The 16,443-nt window shown below is 43.1% G+C and carries 13 protein-coding genes, 2 tRNA genes and 1 pseudogene; all 16 read right to left on the reverse strand.

Annotated features, from left to right (window positions below):
• Positions 1-49 precede the first annotated feature (49 nt).
• On the reverse strand, positions 50-1,738 hold the full coding sequence (locus tag NTW12_11625) for a hypothetical protein (protein ID MCX5846986.1): 1,689 nt from the start codon (positions 1,736-1,738) through the stop codon (positions 50-52).
• Positions 1,739-2,253: 515 nt separating this feature from the next.
• Complete coding sequence (locus NTW12_11630; protein ID MCX5846987.1) at positions 2,254-2,844, reverse strand: prepilin-type N-terminal cleavage/methylation domain-containing protein; 591 nt, start codon at positions 2,842-2,844, stop codon at positions 2,254-2,256.
• Entirely contained in the window at positions 2,841-3,323 is a 483-nt protein-coding gene (locus tag NTW12_11635) for a prepilin-type N-terminal cleavage/methylation domain-containing protein (protein ID MCX5846988.1), read from the reverse strand. The genes NTW12_11630 and NTW12_11635 overlap by 4 nt, the downstream gene beginning before the upstream one ends.
• Positions 3,324-4,010: 687 nt before the next feature.
• Positions 4,011-4,100: pseudogene (locus tag NTW12_11640) on the reverse strand (prepilin-type N-terminal cleavage/methylation domain-containing protein).
• 308 nt (positions 4,101-4,408) lie between these two features.
• Positions 4,409-5,740, reverse strand: coding sequence for a sigma-54 dependent transcriptional regulator (locus tag NTW12_11645; GenBank protein MCX5846989.1), 1,332 nt, complete (start codon positions 5,738-5,740; stop codon positions 4,409-4,411).
• A 3-nt stretch (positions 5,741-5,743) separates the two neighbouring features.
• A complete protein-coding gene (locus NTW12_11650) occupies positions 5,744-6,964 on the reverse strand; it encodes a type II secretion system F family protein (protein MCX5846990.1) in 1,221 nt (406 codons plus the stop codon).
• Between the two features lie 17 nt (positions 6,965-6,981).
• Positions 6,982-8,685, reverse strand: a complete 1,704-nt coding sequence (locus NTW12_11655; protein MCX5846991.1) for an ATPase, T2SS/T4P/T4SS family — start codon at positions 8,683-8,685, stop codon at positions 6,982-6,984.
• A gap of 55 nt (positions 8,686-8,740) precedes the next feature.
• Positions 8,741-10,300 carry an AAA family ATPase gene (locus NTW12_11660; protein ID MCX5846992.1) on the reverse strand — a complete coding sequence of 520 codons (1,560 nt, stop codon included), beginning with the start codon at positions 10,298-10,300 and terminating at the stop codon, positions 8,741-8,743.
• Between the two features lie 22 nt (positions 10,301-10,322).
• A complete protein-coding gene (gene pilQ, locus NTW12_11665; protein MCX5846993.1) occupies positions 10,323-11,957 on the reverse strand; it encodes a type IV pilus secretin PilQ in 1,635 nt (544 codons plus the stop codon).
• A 26-nt stretch (positions 11,958-11,983) separates the two neighbouring features.
• Entirely contained in the window at positions 11,984-12,493 is a 510-nt protein-coding gene (locus tag NTW12_11670; protein ID MCX5846994.1) for a hypothetical protein, read from the reverse strand.
• 77 nt (positions 12,494-12,570) lie between these two features.
• Positions 12,571-13,104: a hypothetical protein gene (locus tag NTW12_11675; protein MCX5846995.1), complete on the reverse strand. Its 534-nt coding sequence runs from the start codon at positions 13,102-13,104 to the stop codon at positions 12,571-12,573.
• 9 nt (positions 13,105-13,113) lie between these two features.
• Entirely contained in the window at positions 13,114-14,994 is a 1,881-nt protein-coding gene (gene pilM / locus NTW12_11680; GenBank protein MCX5846996.1) for a pilus assembly protein PilM, read from the reverse strand.
• Between the two features lie 67 nt (positions 14,995-15,061).
• Complete coding sequence (locus NTW12_11685; GenBank protein ID MCX5846997.1) at positions 15,062-15,289, reverse strand: MerR family DNA-binding transcriptional regulator; 228 nt, start codon at positions 15,287-15,289, stop codon at positions 15,062-15,064.
• Between the two features lie 301 nt (positions 15,290-15,590).
• Positions 15,591-15,666 (reverse strand) — tRNA-Cys (locus NTW12_11690).
• 8 nt (positions 15,667-15,674) lie between these two features.
• Positions 15,675-15,749, reverse strand: a tRNA-Gly gene (locus NTW12_11695).
• Between the two features lie 63 nt (positions 15,750-15,812).
• Positions 15,813-16,443, reverse strand: a 631-nt coding sequence (locus NTW12_11700) for an alpha/beta hydrolase (protein MCX5846998.1), incomplete at its 5' end; no start/stop codon positions are given.

Here is a 16,443-nt window from a genome sequence, read left to right on the forward strand (position 1 = left end):
AGGTCTATCTGTAATGTTATTGATGAGGCATAATCAACGCGGCGATCCACTATTTATCTGTTCCACTAAAGTAAACAACACAATTTTTGTTAGTATCCGTAGTTGTCGCCTGCGTGTAGTTTATACTCGAAGGAGAAGATGAAATCGTACAGGCAGCATTGGTAAAGCCTTCTATATTTCCTAAGGGACCGATATTCCCAATGAATGCAGTGTCGAAAACAGAAGTACATCCGATACCATTTATGCGAAAATAAGCATTCCCCACATTATTCCAAACACCATATCCCCCGCATCCAGACGGTTCTTTTTTAAAATTCATTTTAAATTGTTTTAATATTACATTTTGCGTTGCGCCACCTGTTGCGGCTGTCCATCCAAAGAAAAAGGTAGTAAAATAATCGTGATAGGTCTGATTTAATTCAATTGTTCGCTTCAGTGTAGGGAGATCAGTAGGTAGGGGGGCATACGCAATTTTGGTATTATCGTAATCTGGATAATTTGTAATAACATCCGAACAATCCGAAATAGTGCACTGCTTTATCCATGAATTGATCGTGTAGAAAAAGTTATTGTTACTGTTCTGAGTATTACTCCTTGTCACCTCTACCCGGAAAGCGTAGATATTTGTCGGCGTGTTGCTTAACAACCAATTTGTTTGCGTTGGCCATAAAGAAGAGGCATCGAAATAACTTGCATCAGCGCCATCAGTGGGTCTCCTTGAATTTCTCGGTTCAGTTGAAGTATCCGCACCATTATTATGTCTGTTATCATCATAGGTGTTACTCCCGACAGTAGCGGGAGAATGACATGAGCTGATTGTATTATCGCCCCAGAAAACATAGGCTATGTGGTTTCTATTGTCAGTCCCATCACGCCTGCTGCCGGAAACACATACGTTCGCCGAACCGAAATTTGCATAAGGATCAAATTCAACGGCCACTTTCGGCGGCTGAATGCCCCTTCCTCCTTTTCCGTCTAAAAAACTGGTCCCCGCGGAATCAACACGTGAATCGCCGGCATACCCCAGCAACTCACCCCTGCCATTATCCCCCCCAACAGAAGTGATACCATTCTTAACATTATTACCATCAACACCATCGCCATTAAAAAAAGTGAATGTAAAACCATCTCCTGACGATCCCGTACCGAATTGAAAAACAAAAAAGGCCCGAAAACCTGTCCCAAAATCACATTTGCCATTCTGACAATTTCCTTGAACAGCACTCCCTCCATATACGAGAGCGCCAAATTTAGAATACTCGCCTCCACCCAAACTAGCGGTTGTACCCGTTGCATCAACTTGCACAAAAGAAGAACCTGGCTGATTTCTTGGCGTCATAGCAGCAAAACCAGAAATATCCGGCCGTGAACTGAAACCCGTTTTGGTGATAGAAATTTTTCTTTTCGCTTCAAATGGCGTCCCCGCATTGACGATGCCTGTTGATGTAATATTGTTTCCAGTGATATCGAGCTGAAATTTATCATTACTTGGCAGTATCTGACCAGACTGGTTTTGTAATGTAAATATTCTACCATTTGTGTCCTCTATATTTTTAATCAGAGCATAATCTTTCCCCGCCAGGGCAAGGAAATAGGCTCTATTTAAGTTATTAGCGCCGAGTTCGCCTAAAGCAGCGGATGAACTCATGTAAAGCGCTCCCACAGCTAATGCGGCAATCGTGGTCATGGCGATTATGACATAGGCAATTACATTCCCTTTTTGATTTGCAAAGGGCATAGCTTATCCTCCCGTTTCCAGGTAGAGATTTACCCGATCAATGAGGTTGATAGGGGTATCTTCAGCACCCTTTAACTGAAGTGTTATTTCAATGATCGAAATCGTTGATGAATGGTTAGGCGAAGAACAACTGATATAAGAATTGCAATACGTTAAGTTAAACGAAGTTACGGGCTGAGCCAATGTATCACCATCTATCAAAAGAGGGCTGTTACCGCCAGCCCAGGATATAGTTATGGCAGGTCCTCCTGAACTTCGTGTGAATGTAATTGAAGTTGCCGTCCCAGACGTAACCGACTTGATATTGCTGATCTCTTTTTTAAGCCGTGTCATGGCTATTTGACCTTGTTGTGCCGTTGATGAGTTTTTTTTATAAAACACATACCCTTTTGATATCTCGAGCAATCCCATACCGGCTATAACACTTATAATCATAATGATTATAAGTGAGGTTATAATCTCAATAAGTGTGAACCCCCGACTATTACAGCTAATATTTTTCATCTCACAATAAATTAGTTTGAAATAAATAATGAAGTTATTGTAACGCATGTTTGCGGATCGCAAGGATCATTCTTAATCGTTACTTTAAGGATTTTACTCCCACCGGCGGTTTCTACATTAGACGGTAAGGGGAATTGCACAAACTTATTTTCTACTACTCCGTAGGTTCCATAGTTTTTACTGTTTATATTGCTTTGTAAATTTGTAAGTGTAAGGAAGGGACCATTTTCAGCAGTCTCTGTCCATGTAATAGTACCATCACTTTTTGTACCACCAGCAGTGAGAGGCCAGTCTGGTTCATTCGCACCACTTGTACCTGCCGCAGTACACTTATAATAATGCCCATTCCTGATTGTCGGAACGACATAATTACCTACTGCATATAACGTCGTACTTCTCCATTTGGGGTATTTATTATAATCCGCCATGATATTTGCCGTGATTTTATTAAGTTCTGTAGTTTTTTGAAATCTTTTGACAGGGTCGCTGCTCTTTACAAGAGAATCGGAAAGAAAAGTGAGGATCATGGCGCTGAGAATAGCCACGATAACAACGGTAACTATGATTTCAATGAGAGTAAACCCAGACTGGTTGCATTTCATTGAATAAATCCTGTATTTCTGGTTATTGTAATGGTGCTTGTTTCAGTACCCTGAGCAAGTGTTATGGATATCGTCGTTGTCCCTGGGCTGCCCCATTTATCAAAAGTTACTGTCGTACCAACCCCGGATGTTATTCTCGTGTTGCCTTGTAGTCTATGTGTGTTATTCGGTGGCGGATCTTTTACAGGATCAGGTATTTTAACAGGAATCATGACGGAAGCAGCCGAACCATTTTTATATAATATATATGAACTGTCATCGGGAATGTGGATACCCCACGTTGTAGTATCGTCATTCAACGCTTGTATCTGCACATAGCGAAGGCTTGCTTTTAAACCGTCTGTCTCAACTATCAATTCGTTTGTGCCCGTCGTCGTATATCGACTCATGACTACGGTGGACACAATAAGAAGCACGACCAGGACAGCCACGATCTCGATCATGGTAAATCCTTGATTATTTGACGCTAATCTTTTCATAAATGCAAATTATTCTTTACAGCTTATAATATCAAGGTTATTTTGCTTTTCAGATTAATACTGAATTGAATATTTTGATAGGATTTTTTTAAATGACGTTCGTTTAAATAATATTATGGGCAGGGATGGTTGAAACCTCCCTGCCCGCCTTTTCAGTAATACGTTTTTCAGTCTGAAATTCTTATGCAAACAAAAGATGTATTTTAATAAACTTAGTCAGTAACTGCAACTGTCCAGTAGTAAGGTTCATTGCTGGTGTCTGTAGGTGCATTTCTTGTAGGGGAATCGTCTGATTCCCCTACATATTGCTGTTTTAATGAATGGAATGTTTCTATCAGTTAGGGAACTGATGATGATATCTCAGCATTCCTGTGCAGATATGATAATCCTTTTCTGTTCATTCATAAATAATATTCAATTAACCGAAGTTAAAACCCACGATGAGGGCGTATTTATATCAGGTTGTTCCGTCTTGGTGAATACTACGGTTCTCCCCTTAAAGGTCACAGGTGCGCCTGATACGATAACTCCCCAATCTGAACCTAAGTCATAAGAAGGAGCCGTATAATTGGCATTCGACCCGGCATCCTGCAATTTACTCTTTGCAAGTTCCAACCGTTCACGAGCATTCAACTCGGAAACAGCTCCCAGGGCGGCATTTTTTATGGCATCCGTACGCATATCCAGATACTTCGGGATAGCCACTGCCGCCAGAATACCGAGGATGACGAGGACCGCGATGATTTCGATGAGGGTGAAACCCTTCTGGTTTCTCATTAGACTTTTTGCTTTCATTTTGACCTCCCGGAATTTTTTATTCCTTATATTTTTTAATTTTCGTTCTCTATTTATTCCTGGTTTCCGGATCAAGTCCGGAATGACATATGGTTTTGATGATTTAATTAGCACCTTCCATGCCATGATAGCAGGGGTCAGGGATCAGGGGTCAGGGGTCAAATACCTGACGAACAATAACATGCTGTAATTATACGATATTGTATTTTTTATAAAAAAACGATAAGGAAAATTATTTAACATGTTATGAACATTCAATAATTCAAATTCTACATGTATTGATGGAAAATCTACATTTTTTGTAGGCTTTTCAGGGACTCCGTGTCGATCTCATGTTTCTTGATTCTGTGCCAGAGGCTTCTCTGGTTAATGCCCAGTAGCTCTGCCGCTTTGACCTGAACCCCGCCTGTGCGTGTCAAAGCTTCTATGATCATACCCTTTTCAATCTCATCCATACGGTCATCAATTGTCAAAGAATTGAATGAAGACTGATCATGTAACGAGTCTGCGGTCATGACACCTGCAATGTGTGCGGGAATATGGATCGCTTCAATTGTCTCTGTTTCGGTTAAGACAGTCGCCCTTTCTATAGTATTCTGCAGCTCTCTTACGTTTCCCGGCCACGAATATCCTGCGATAATCTGAAGAGCCTGAGGTGAAATGTGAACTTGTTTTTGGTTTTTCTCTAAGAAATGATCCACAAGATAGGGAATATCCTCTCGTCTTTCTCTCAACGGGGGAAGATAAATAGAAAATACATTGATGCGGTAATAGAGATCTTCCCGAAATTGACCCTGTCTGACCATTTCGGGGAGGTTCTTGTTGGTGGCAATGATGAAGCGGACATCTACCTTGATCGTCCGGTTGCCCCCTACCCTTTCAAACTCTTTTTCCTGGAGAACGCGCAGCAATTTTGCCTGTGTTGTAAGAGGCATGTCTCCGATTTCATCTAAAAATATCATGCCGCCTGCGGCCATTTCAAATTTACCTATTTTCTGAGACGTCGCTCCCGTGAAAGCCCCTTTTTCATAACCGAAAAGTTCGCTTTCCAGAAGGTTTTCGGGTATGGCCACACAATTGATTTTCACAAAGGGTTTTCCCTTGCGCAGGCTATGCTCGTAAATACTTGCCGCTACCAGTTCTTTTCCCGTCCCGCTTTCGCCTAAGATAAGAACCGTCGAATCAGTCGGCGCCACTTTCAATATCTGCGTAAACAATCCCCTCATGATCTTACTCTGGCCAATTATACCGGGGAAAAGCTCTTTGGCCTCGACTTTGCTCAAAATCGTCGTTATTTGATCAAACACCTGCGTAAATCGTTCGATGTCGTCCTTTGCCTTTACCTCTTCGTCTGCCTGTTTCGGAAAAACAGGCAGACTTTCCGCCATCTTAACAAACCTGTTTACCGGTTTTAAGACAACCCAGATGATGAGAAGGCTAATCAGGTATGTTAAAACAACTACGGTGATCCCCCATAGTATAAATGACCATGTCTGACCGGTTATCATCTTTCCGTAAGACTGAATCAATCGGTCTGTCAGGATTACCCACAAGAGGGAGAGTCCACTTAAGGTGAATGGAATAATGATATACAAGCTGACTTGAATGTATTTTTGTTTCATATTTCAGCGTGCTAATTTTGTTAGATCCCACATGGGTAGGAATATAGCCATGGCAAAAAATCCGACAACCGCGGCAAGACCGACAATCAGAACAGGACCGATGAGGTCGGATAACCGCTTCACGGCATAACTGACTTCATCATCGTAATGCAGAGTAACCTGCTTGAGCATATCTTCAATATTTCCCGTTTCTTCCCCTATGGCAACCATATCGACAACCATGGGAGGGAAATATTTTGCCGCACCGAGAGGGGCAGCAATACCACGTCCCTCCTGAATCTGCTCCCTGACGCGATCAAATTCACGGGAGATGGCCTTATTGCCGATAACGTCGGATAAAATTTTCATGGAAGTCATAACGGGTACACCGCTCGACTGTAAAATACCAAAGATACTGGCAAAGCGGGACATGGCAGCCTTCACGAACAAAGGACCAAGAATGGGCAGGCGGAGGATAATCGTATCTTTTACATAGTGTCCCTGCTCTGTCTTTAAATAGCTTTTCAGCCCGACGAAGAGCGCAATAACGCCACCGAGTAAAAGATACCAATAGCTTGATAAAAACTGATAAAGCATCATAGCTATCTTTGTCGGCAGGGGAAGAACAATGCCCGCCTTGGAAAACATCTCAACAAATTGTGGAACGACAAACGTCAGGAGAACAAAGAAGGCGGCGACAAGGGCTATCGTCACAATCATTGGATACTGCAAGGCTGATTTTATATCAGATTTTATCCTTGACTCATGTTCAATGATATAGATCAGGCGTTCGAGAGACTCCGGGACGGAACCACTCATCTCACCGGCCCTTATCATGCTGCAGTAAAGCGGCGAGAAGATTGTGTCGTGTTTTTCCATGGCTGCAGTGAGGGTAAACCCCTGATTGATGCTCTGCAACATAGAACCGATGGCTTCTTTTAAAACACGATCCTGCGTTTGCGCCTGCAACACCTGAAGAGACCTGACTATTGGCACGCCCGCCTTAAACAGTGAGCGAAACTGCTTCGTAAAAAGGATCAGATCCGTAATCTTCACAGGGTTCATTTTCCGGAGAATCCTTGACCATCGGAGAGAACTAATACCGTACCCCTGTTCTTTCACCTTCGTAGGGATATATCCCCTCTCAGCCAACATACTTGAGGCCTTATCGGGTGACTCCGCCTCGATATCGCCGGTTATGACTGCCCCATTTTCATTTATGGCTCGAAATGTATAATTAGGCATAATTGCTGATCCCTGATTCACATCATTACTGCTGAGCCCGCTTCCTCAAGGGTGGTAATCCCCCTGAGTACCTTGTTGCCGGCATCATATTTCAGGGTTTTCAAGTTACCCGCATCAATAGCTTTACGTGTGATTTCATGAGCAGACTTTTTCTTCATGATTAAATCCTGAATCATCTCATCGTTAACAAGAACTTCAAATAAACCTGTTCGTCCCTTATAACCGGTATTCAAACATTGATTGCACCCTCTGCCGCGCTGAAAATTTGCAAAATCCCAATTTTCAAGGCCCCATGAGGCAAGTATCTTTTCTGGTGGATTATAGGGTTCTCTACAATAAGGGCATACGGTCCGGACTAATCGTTGGGCAATACATGCCAGAAGCGTCGAAGCCAAGAGAAAGGGTTCAATCCCCATATCAATAAACCTTGTTATGGCACCTACGGCATCATTGGTATGTACGGTGCTCAATACTCTATGACCCGTCTGCGCCGCCTGTACTGCAATAGCGGCTGTCTCGGCATCACGGATTTCACCTACCATAATAATATCGGGATCCTGACGAAGTATGGATCTGAGACCACTGGCAAAAGTCATTCCCGCTTTCCGGTTAAGTTGAATCTGCCTGATATTATCGATCCGATATTCAACAGGATCTTCAAGGGTCATTATATTGCTGTCCGGCCGATTAAGTTCATTCAAGACGGCATAAATGCTTGTACTTTTTCCCGATCCGGTCGGTCCGGTACTTAAGATCATCCCATAGGGTTTTTGTATGATAGATCTGAGCCTTTCACTATCCGACTTGACCATTCCGAGCCGATCCAGGGAATAAACACCGGCGCTCGTATCCAGAAGGCGCAAGACAACATTCTCTCCATAAATGGTCGGTATGGAAGATACACGGACATTTATTTCTTTCTTTTCCATTCTGAGGGTAAATCTTCCATCCTGCGGCATTCTTGTTACCGTAATATCCATGTTGGAAAGTATCTTTATCCTGGCGATAATTGGTAAAAACAGGGCTTTAGGGGGGGATGGCACCTCATGGAGCTTGCCATCTATCCGGAATCGAACCTGTATAGTGTTCTTCTGTGGACTGATATGGATATCACTGGCCCCTTCGCGAACGGCCTGAGCAAAAATAGAATTAACGAGCCTGATAATAGGCGCCTCACCGGCCATATTCTGAAGCGAGGCTAACTGAATGTCTGCAGTATCGTCCTCATCCTTTTCCTTAAAAGGCTGGGCTTCAATCTCCATACTCTCCAGGACACTACCGAGGCCCGATTGAATACCATAGAGACTGCTTATCAACTGATTCAGTTCACGTTCTGTGCATACTACGGCTTCCACCTCACAATTCGTCAGCGTCTCTATGAAGTCCAGTGCATTGATGTCCAGAGGATCCATCATTGCAATTGTCAAAAGACGGCCCCTTTTCCGTAACGGTGCAACCTGGTGCTTCTGAGCAACTTCTATAGATATTGCCTTTGAGAGTTCAACATCAAAGGGAAACATATCCGGGTGATATTTTCTGAGTCTCAACTGCCGGCCTAATACATCGACAATCTGTTGCTCCGTTATGATCCCCCGACGAACAAGATACTGCCCAAGTTTCAGGCCGGCCTTCTCCTGATCGGTAAGAGCCTTGTTAAGCTGTTCTTCTGTCAGCATATTCTCATCAACAAGCATCTGACCTAGTTTCTTTTTGACTATCATGTTCCTCCTAATTATAGGGGACAGGGGTTAGGGACCCCTGTCCCCTAATTCTTCCCTATCTTGTAAAAAATATCGTATCTTTATCCAATTTTGTGAAAACTTTCGTATTTGACGAAAGTTTCTGCGGTATATTTTTTACCACATTTAGGGCTGATTCCGTATCATCATAGCCATCCTTCAAAAATATTGCAAATACCAGCCCCTCACCGACATTCCAGTATGGAAGGAATTTTAGGGAGGGTAATGTGGATTCATAATTTTTGTATAATTCATATATCTCGTCAACATTAGGGCTATTTGCTAGCTTTACCCAATATTTCCCCTGGGGAAAGGGATCTGACTTAGCTTGAATAGCCGGGAGTTTGATTGCCTCACCAGCCTTCACGCGATTGAGGTTTTTAATATGCGGATTGGCAAGGGCAACCGCTTTAAGCTGCCCTGCGTCGAAATCTCCATAAAAGTCATTAAGCATCCGCCACACGGTTCTCCCTTTTTTTAACTTCATCTTTCCCAGAAGGTCGGGCATTGTTTTATTCACCTGCGGCGTAATATTTGGGGTTTTTGCTGCTGCTTCCGTTACGGGTGTTTTCGCACTTTGAGCTGGGTCACTCACAACACTTTGCACCGGTACAACAATTTCCTGAGTTTTCATAATGCCCGCCGGCTCACTCCCGGATTTGTTTTCCAGTATCAGCTCAGGGTAAAATCCTGCAACAGCCGCAATAACAAAAAAAATTACCAGTGCCGTTACTGTCACCCATTTTAAGCTTCCCCGTTTAACAGCAGGTACCCGATGTGCACAGGAGCGAACGAGAAACCATCCTGCCTTCGATTTATTCTGGATGATTAACGCCAGGATTATTTGATGACAAAGTGTCACAACCTTTCTTGGATAACCGCTCGTCGCCAGATATAAGGCCCATAGTCCGGGATAGGTAAATAGTGAGGGGGCATTGTCCGTATCGCTGGCCTTCGCTATACGGAAGTTCACCATACCCTGAGTCTCCCGAAAATTAAGAGGCTCTAAGAGGTAGTAGAAGTTGACCCTGTCGGCGAAATTTTTATGTCTTTTAAAGATCTGATCAAATTCACGTTGGGCAAAAATAACTATCTGGAGTAATTTATACTCGTTTGTTTCGTAATTGAGAAACTCACGCAGTATCTCAAGGCAGAAATCCGGTAGTTTTTGCCCCTCATCAATAATGAGAACAACTATCTTCCCCTCATCAACACCCTTGCTGAAGAGATAATTTTTTATATTTTCTTTTAGTTGCCATTCGCTGACATTGGCGCCGGCATCGGATACTCCAAAAGTCATTGCCACTGTTGATAAAAATTCAAGAGGATTTGTAAAAGAAGGATCCAGGAGAAGGTGGGTTTCAATCTGGTTTCTGTCTTCCTCCGACGAGGCAAATTTAAGGATTAACTGCCGGCAGAGGGTAGTTTTCCCCGTTCCAACATCACCAACCACTACACTTAACCCCCGGCGGAGACGAACGGCAAGTTCAACCTTTTGCAGACAACCTACATGCTTGACAGATTGAAAAAAAAACTCCGGCTCCGGCGAGTTGGAAAAGGGCTCCTTTTTTAGATTTAAAATCCTGAAATAATCCATTTCCTAATTAATCTCTGCCCCTTCACTTTCCCGTTTCAGGAGCTTTTTCTGATTTCTTATCCGATCCTTCCGGCACTGCGGCTACTTTCTGGACAGGCAATATTGTCGGCGTGATGAATATCAGAACCTCTTCCATAGATTCTCTTTTCCCCGTTCCCTTGAATAGCCATCCCAGCACGGGGATATCTTTAAATCCGGGGATACCGCTTTCAGAATCCTGACTTTTCTGCTTGGTCAGTCCCGAAATCACAATTGTTTCACCATCTCTTACAATAAGCGATGTTTCTGTTTGCTTCTTGATAATAAAGGGGTTCCCCTCGACCTGCCTTGTCATATCGACTTCATCTTTAACCACCTTTATCTCCATTTTGAGATTTTTCCCGTCGATCACATGGGGTTTGATTTCCAGCCTGAGGACGGCAATCTCGAATTTCACCGTTTTCGTAGGAGGAGTAATCGTAGTATCAAGCGTCACATAAGGAATTTTTTCACCATTTTCCGTAAAGGCCTTTTGATTATCAAGGGTAGTGATAGACGGACTGGATAATATGTTCAATTTCCCGTCTTTTTGTAATGCATTCAGTTGCATCTCAAGAATATTCCCCCCAAGGGTTCCGAACATGAGACCAAGAGTCCCCGCGGCAGATGCCGACATGGTTGCAGGAAAATTTACACCAAACCCCTGACCGCTCAGACCGGGAGAACCATAAGTGGGGGTATAATAACCAGCACCTGATATCGGATTTATTATTGACGTGCTTCCAGTTGGAACTTGTGTCGTTCCTCCCGGTGTTACCCACAGATTGTGGTCGCCCAGCCGGGGATTGTACATACCACCCCACTGGATGCCGAGATCACGGGCAGTATCTTTAGTTGTTTCCACAATGTTCGCCTTAATCAAAATCTGCGGCGTCGGTTTATCGAGCCTCTCAATAACAGGAATCATTCTCAGTAAATCATCCCTTATTGCATGAATGATCAGGGAGTTGCTGTGCTCATCCACTCTTATTGATCCATATGGCTTGCCGTCCTTATCTTTCGTCAGAAATTCCTGAAGATTATCCTTGAGCCCCTTAGCATCGGCATAACTGATGCTGATCACACGGGTCAGCGGCGGTTCCATCTGTTTAATGCCCCTCTCCTGGGTTTTTCTCTTCAGATCCTGCTCTATATCATCCGACGTCATAACGCGAATAATGTCGCCCTCCCAGGCATAATTCAAGCCCTGGTTACGCAGGATACTATTGAATGCCTGATCCCATGGAACGTTCTTGAAATCAACGGTAACATCCCCTTTAACCTCATTCTTGACCAGTATGTTCTGTCCCTCAATCCGGGCAAGAGACCGGAGAACCGCCTTTACATCAGCCTGGCGCATTTTCAGGCTTATGTTCCCTGTAGGAAGGCGCCTTGCAGGTTTTACCACCCTTCCCCCCGGTGAATCAGATTCTCCTTTTTGTTCAACTTCCAGCATACTCATTGTCTTTGGTATCGGCGCCGGCGATTGTCCCGTGTTTGTCTTCGCCATTTTATCCCATTTCTCAAAGAAAGGATCCTTCTTTACTGATTTATCGCCGGCACAACCCATTATGAGCACTCCCATTAAAAAGACAACGATCAGCCAGCTAATTCTTTTCCGATGGTGTCTATCAGCCAAGGTCAATCCCCCCTTCCACATGTACGTTATTCCTGCAAAGGAACATCAAATTTTGCCCCACTCTTTTCATTGATAATTACGACTTTGCCCTGATAAATATTTTTCAGGACATATCCCTCGATTTCTAAAGGATCACCGGATTCATACTCGACGCCATTAATGATAGCGACCTTTTTATTGCTAACTTTCAGATAACCGGAATAAATAAAACTCATTTTTTGCGATGTTCCGCTGCCGGCTTTAGCCGGTTCTTTAAGCTTCACCCATTCCCTGAACGATTTTTTGTCATAAAACGGGTCCTTCGTCCATTGGGCTTCAGCACGGCTGACTATATAGGCATCAGCAGCAGAGAGCGATCCTTTCGGCATGCTCGCTGTAATATTATTGATGAATGTTTCTAATTCCATAGACTTTTTCCCTATATCAATCACGGCCGATTTTGTTCGCGGCGCGATAAAGAAGTCATAAGCAGCATACAGTACGGCGACAACCATCACGGAAAGTATAATGATTTGCTGTTTTGTCAGTTTTGGCATTTTAATCCCTGATCCTTATTCACTCTTCCTTGCCCCTTGAACCTTCTTCCTTGAACCTTGCCCCTTGAACCTTGTTCTTAACCAAGCGCCAGCCAAATCTTCATTTTAAATTCCATTGTATCCTCGTTTTGCTGAATCTGAATTTCTTCAATACGCTCCAGATAGGGTACTTCACCAATACCGATGAGAAATTTGCGGAAATTTAAGAAATCACACCTGACAACTGTATCAACAAGAAGAAATCTGGGCTCATTTCCTAAGGAATTCAGGTTTGGAGAAACCGAAACTGTATCGATATTGGCTTTTTGTGCTATCTGCCTGAAAGTTGATGGAATTGTATCCAGCTGTGTTCGTGGAAGTGGGCTCCTTGCAGGTGCGGGTAAAACCTTCGCATCCCTTGTCTGAGACTTCTTCTGCAACACTTGATAAATAGGGTAAAGGCTTTTTTGTTCCTCGATCTGAAATTGAATACTTTTGATCTTCTGATCTAAACGCGCTAAAGAAAACTGGTTCGGAACGATTCCGGCAAATACAATAAGCAACACACCCGACAGGCATATCAATGAATAGAGTAAACTGCGCTTTGGAATTATTGCGTATATTTTTCCCATGAGAGGATTCTAACCTATCTTCATATCGATAACAAAGCGAAGGACTTCGCTTTTCTTAAAAGGTTCGATGCTGTTCTTCTGCACACTGATCTGACGGAACATTGGTGATGCTTCCAACTTCATGATATATCCGGCAAGCGTTGATTCAAGATTCCGTCTATCGCCAAAAACAAGCCCCTCAACCACCACGTTTTTTAATTCTTCCTTTACCGCTTCCTTTTTAGAATCCGTTGCGGGCTCCTTTCCGGAGGGAACAGCTCCCAGAAGATGAGTTTTAAGATTAATGAGACGAATATTTGCCGGGGTCAGTAACGACAATTCACTGATAACGGCCATTCCAAGATACCTATCACTGTACACCTTAGACATTTGCTGCTGCTTTCCGGAGCTTGCGACCATCTGGGATATCAAATTCTGATCGACACGAGGACTGTACTGCGATACCTGTTTCTCGAGTCCGGCTATTATGGCTTCTTTCTGACCGGCGTCTTGAATCTGATAGAGAAAAAATCCCGAAGAAATGAATACAGCAACAATAAATACTATAAAAATGATACGATTTGCACGGACGATGTTAGCTGCCTTTTCCTTGTCTTTAAATGTAAATAACAGATTGGGCGTATAAGCATTATCGGAAAGCGCAAGCCCCAGGGCCGGAATAAGAGCAAGTCTTTCAGAAACAGAAGTTTCTTCTATGCTCTTGGTTTTGCCAGGCATTTGATAGGTGAGAGGATCCGGCACATCACTTTCAATACCGAGTTGATTACCTATATATTCTATGATGTGCCTTGAAAAATTCATTGCACTCGATACGTGAATTTTGGCGACTCTATCATAATTAAGAATAGCCGAATAATATTCGAAAGTTCTCTCTACCTGCCTGATCACCCTTTCTAAGGCTGGTAAAACGGTCTCAAATTTTTCTTCTTCTGTAAGCTCAAAGCCGGCGTCCTCCTGCGTTAGGGGCGGGGAATCAGGACTGAGGCTGAAGAGAATCTTCCTCGCCTGTTCCACGTTTATTTGTGGCCTCTTTCCTCCCATTTCCGATATGCCTTGCCATGGTCCTGTAAGCTTTTCCAGTAATGATTCAACCATGCTGTTTATTCCCGCTTTAATACCCCGGGTCATAATAAGCTTCCCCTTGGCATAGATATCAATTCGGGAAAAATCATTTCCGATAAAAAGACCCGCAACCGTACTTTCATCGGCTTGTGGAATCCATCCGGTTTTGAAGATGTTCTGGATTGCGAACGGCGTAATTGATATGCCGGTCAACGGCAACCCCATTTGGGAGAACATGCCTTTTATCTCCTCGACTTCCTCCCTTGGCGCCGTATAAACCATAGTCAGCCATTTGCTTATGCCCTGTTCGGTAACTTCTCCCTGAATTTCAAAATCGAATATTGTATCTTTCTCATCAAAAGGTGTTTCTTTTTTAATTGTCCAATAAACAGCGTTCTCGATCTGTTTTTTTGCTACCTTCGGTATATGGATATGGCGTACATTCACCTTTGCCGCAGACATAATGGCCCATAGATTCGCATTTCTACAGTTACCGCAAAATTCGTTAATTTCGGATTTTAGAAAATTGATATATTCCGGTGATTTTATAGTGGTTGTATGGGTGAACGGCACGCTCTTGTAATTGAGCAATTCCCACCGGTTATCGGCCAATCTTGCCGTTTTTACCAACCTCAGGTATTTATGACCAATATCGATACCAATAGTTACTGATTTCTGAACAGAAATCATTTTTGATGCAGTGGATTTAAATCCTTTTTTCGGCGGATCAATTTTCGATTTATCTGCAGACTCATTAATATCATTCTTTTTATGACGAATGATATCAAGAAGTCTTTCTGTAGAAGTAATCTCTTTTAAGCGGGACAACGCAGAACTCCTCTTTGTTTTTCGATCCCCCTGCAGATCGTATCATAGTACAGGGCCGGTCACTATCTTACTGTCTTTTCTCATTCTTGCTGTTTCGGTAATTATCTAAATGAAGTTTAGCCAGATCCATATATTCAACAGGAAAATGTTTCAAAATCCTCACACCGTACTTGATCTCCGGAGGTTCCGGAATGATCCCCTTGTGAATATAATCCCTGATCGTTTTAGCCGAAACGCCTAATCGTTCCGATGCATCGACAATAGTATAATATGTTTTCCCCTTTACGATAATCATATACACACCTCTGAGGTCATTCTTTGCATCATTGGGTAATGTAGCTTGGGTTCGAACATATCACACCTTTCGCACCTGTTCAATATTTTTTTTATCATTTTTACCAATGAATTTATATAACTACTGATAGATGTCGGGCGAGACGCCCAACCTACCCTACGGTAGGACAGGAGTCCCGCCTGTCATTAATTCTGTAATATTGATGAATGAAATATGATTGGTCTTAAACTGTTTTCACACTTTTGTGTTGTTCGCATAAAAAAAGGAGAACACCTTTTCCGGTGAACTCCTTATATGCTTTTGGAGGCGGCAATCGGATTCGAACCGATGAATAACGGTTTTGCAGACCGCTGCCTTAACCACTTGGCTATGCCGCCAAAAAAAATGGAGCGGGCGAACGGATTTGAACCGTCGACGTCCACCTTGGCAAGGTGGCACTCTACCACTGAGTTACGCCCGCTCATATACTGGTTGTTCCCTATATCAAATTCAACTGTTTTGTCAATAGAAAAACATTAATATTTCACTTCGCCTGAGCATCACCACACTTGTCCAACAGCCATTTTACGGATTCCAAATACGCCGACATTCCATGGAAAAAAATATCATTGTGATTTGCTCCTGGGACTTTCAGGAATCTTTTATCATGAGATGGAGAGTTCTCAAACAGAAGTCTCCCCTCTGAAAAAGATATAATATGATCATATTCTGCATGAATAATGAGTGTAGGTCTATCAAATCCACGGATCTTATCTACGTTACAAAAACCCTGTTCTTCACTGACACCTATCGCTTCCATATTAATTCCCAGGAGTAGAAGTAGCGGACCGGCATAAGCAAAGCCGCTTTCAATAATGAGTCCGTCGATATCGTCTTTATAATGAAACGCCAGTTCTAAAGCTGAAGCGCTGCCAAGCGATCTCCCCATTAGTATAAACGGACCGGTGTATTGTTTTTCCCGGAGCCATTTTTTTACGTAATCAAATATCACATGACAGTCACGCATTATAGCTGTGACCGTTGGCCTGCCGGTAGAGAGGCCATAGCCGCGATAATCGACAGGAATGAAATTTATACCAATATCTGTATATAAAACAGCCATATCATTATAATCGGCCACGATCTCGCCGTTGCCGTGAAAGAAAAGCATGTTG

It is taken from the genome of Deltaproteobacteria bacterium (assembly GCA_026388545.1).
Lineage (GTDB): Bacteria > Desulfobacterota > Syntrophia > Syntrophales > UBA2185 > JAPLJS01.

Excerpts from the sequence above, each read along its gene's own strand:
- NTW12_11625 (MCX5846986.1), bottom strand. The coding sequence starts at position 1,738 with ATGCCCTTTGCAAATCAAAAAGGGAATGTAATTGCCTATGTCATAATC.
- NTW12_11630 (MCX5846987.1), bottom strand. The coding sequence starts at position 2,844 with ATGAAATGCAACCAGTCTGGGTTTACTCTCATTGAAATCATAGTTACC.
- NTW12_11635 (MCX5846988.1), bottom strand. The coding sequence starts at position 3,323 with ATGAAAAGATTAGCGTCAAATAATCAAGGATTTACCATGATCGAGATC.
- NTW12_11645 (MCX5846989.1), bottom strand. The coding sequence starts at position 5,740 with ATGAAACAAAAATACATTCAAGTCAGCTTGTATATCATTATTCCATTC.
- NTW12_11650 (MCX5846990.1), bottom strand. The coding sequence starts at position 6,964 with ATGCCTAATTATACATTTCGAGCCATAAATGAAAATGGGGCAGTCATA.
- NTW12_11655 (MCX5846991.1), bottom strand. The coding sequence starts at position 8,685 with ATGATAGTCAAAAAGAAACTAGGTCAGATGCTTGTTGATGAGAATATG.
- NTW12_11660 (MCX5846992.1), bottom strand. The coding sequence starts at position 10,300 with ATGGATTATTTCAGGATTTTAAATCTAAAAAAGGAGCCCTTTTCCAAC.
- NTW12_11670 (MCX5846994.1), bottom strand. The coding sequence starts at position 12,493 with ATGCCAAAACTGACAAAACAGCAAATCATTATACTTTCCGTGATGGTT.
- NTW12_11675 (MCX5846995.1), bottom strand. The coding sequence starts at position 13,104 with ATGGGAAAAATATACGCAATAATTCCAAAGCGCAGTTTACTCTATTCA.
- NTW12_11685 (MCX5846997.1), bottom strand. The coding sequence starts at position 15,289 with ATGATTATCGTAAAGGGGAAAACATATTATACTATTGTCGATGCATCG.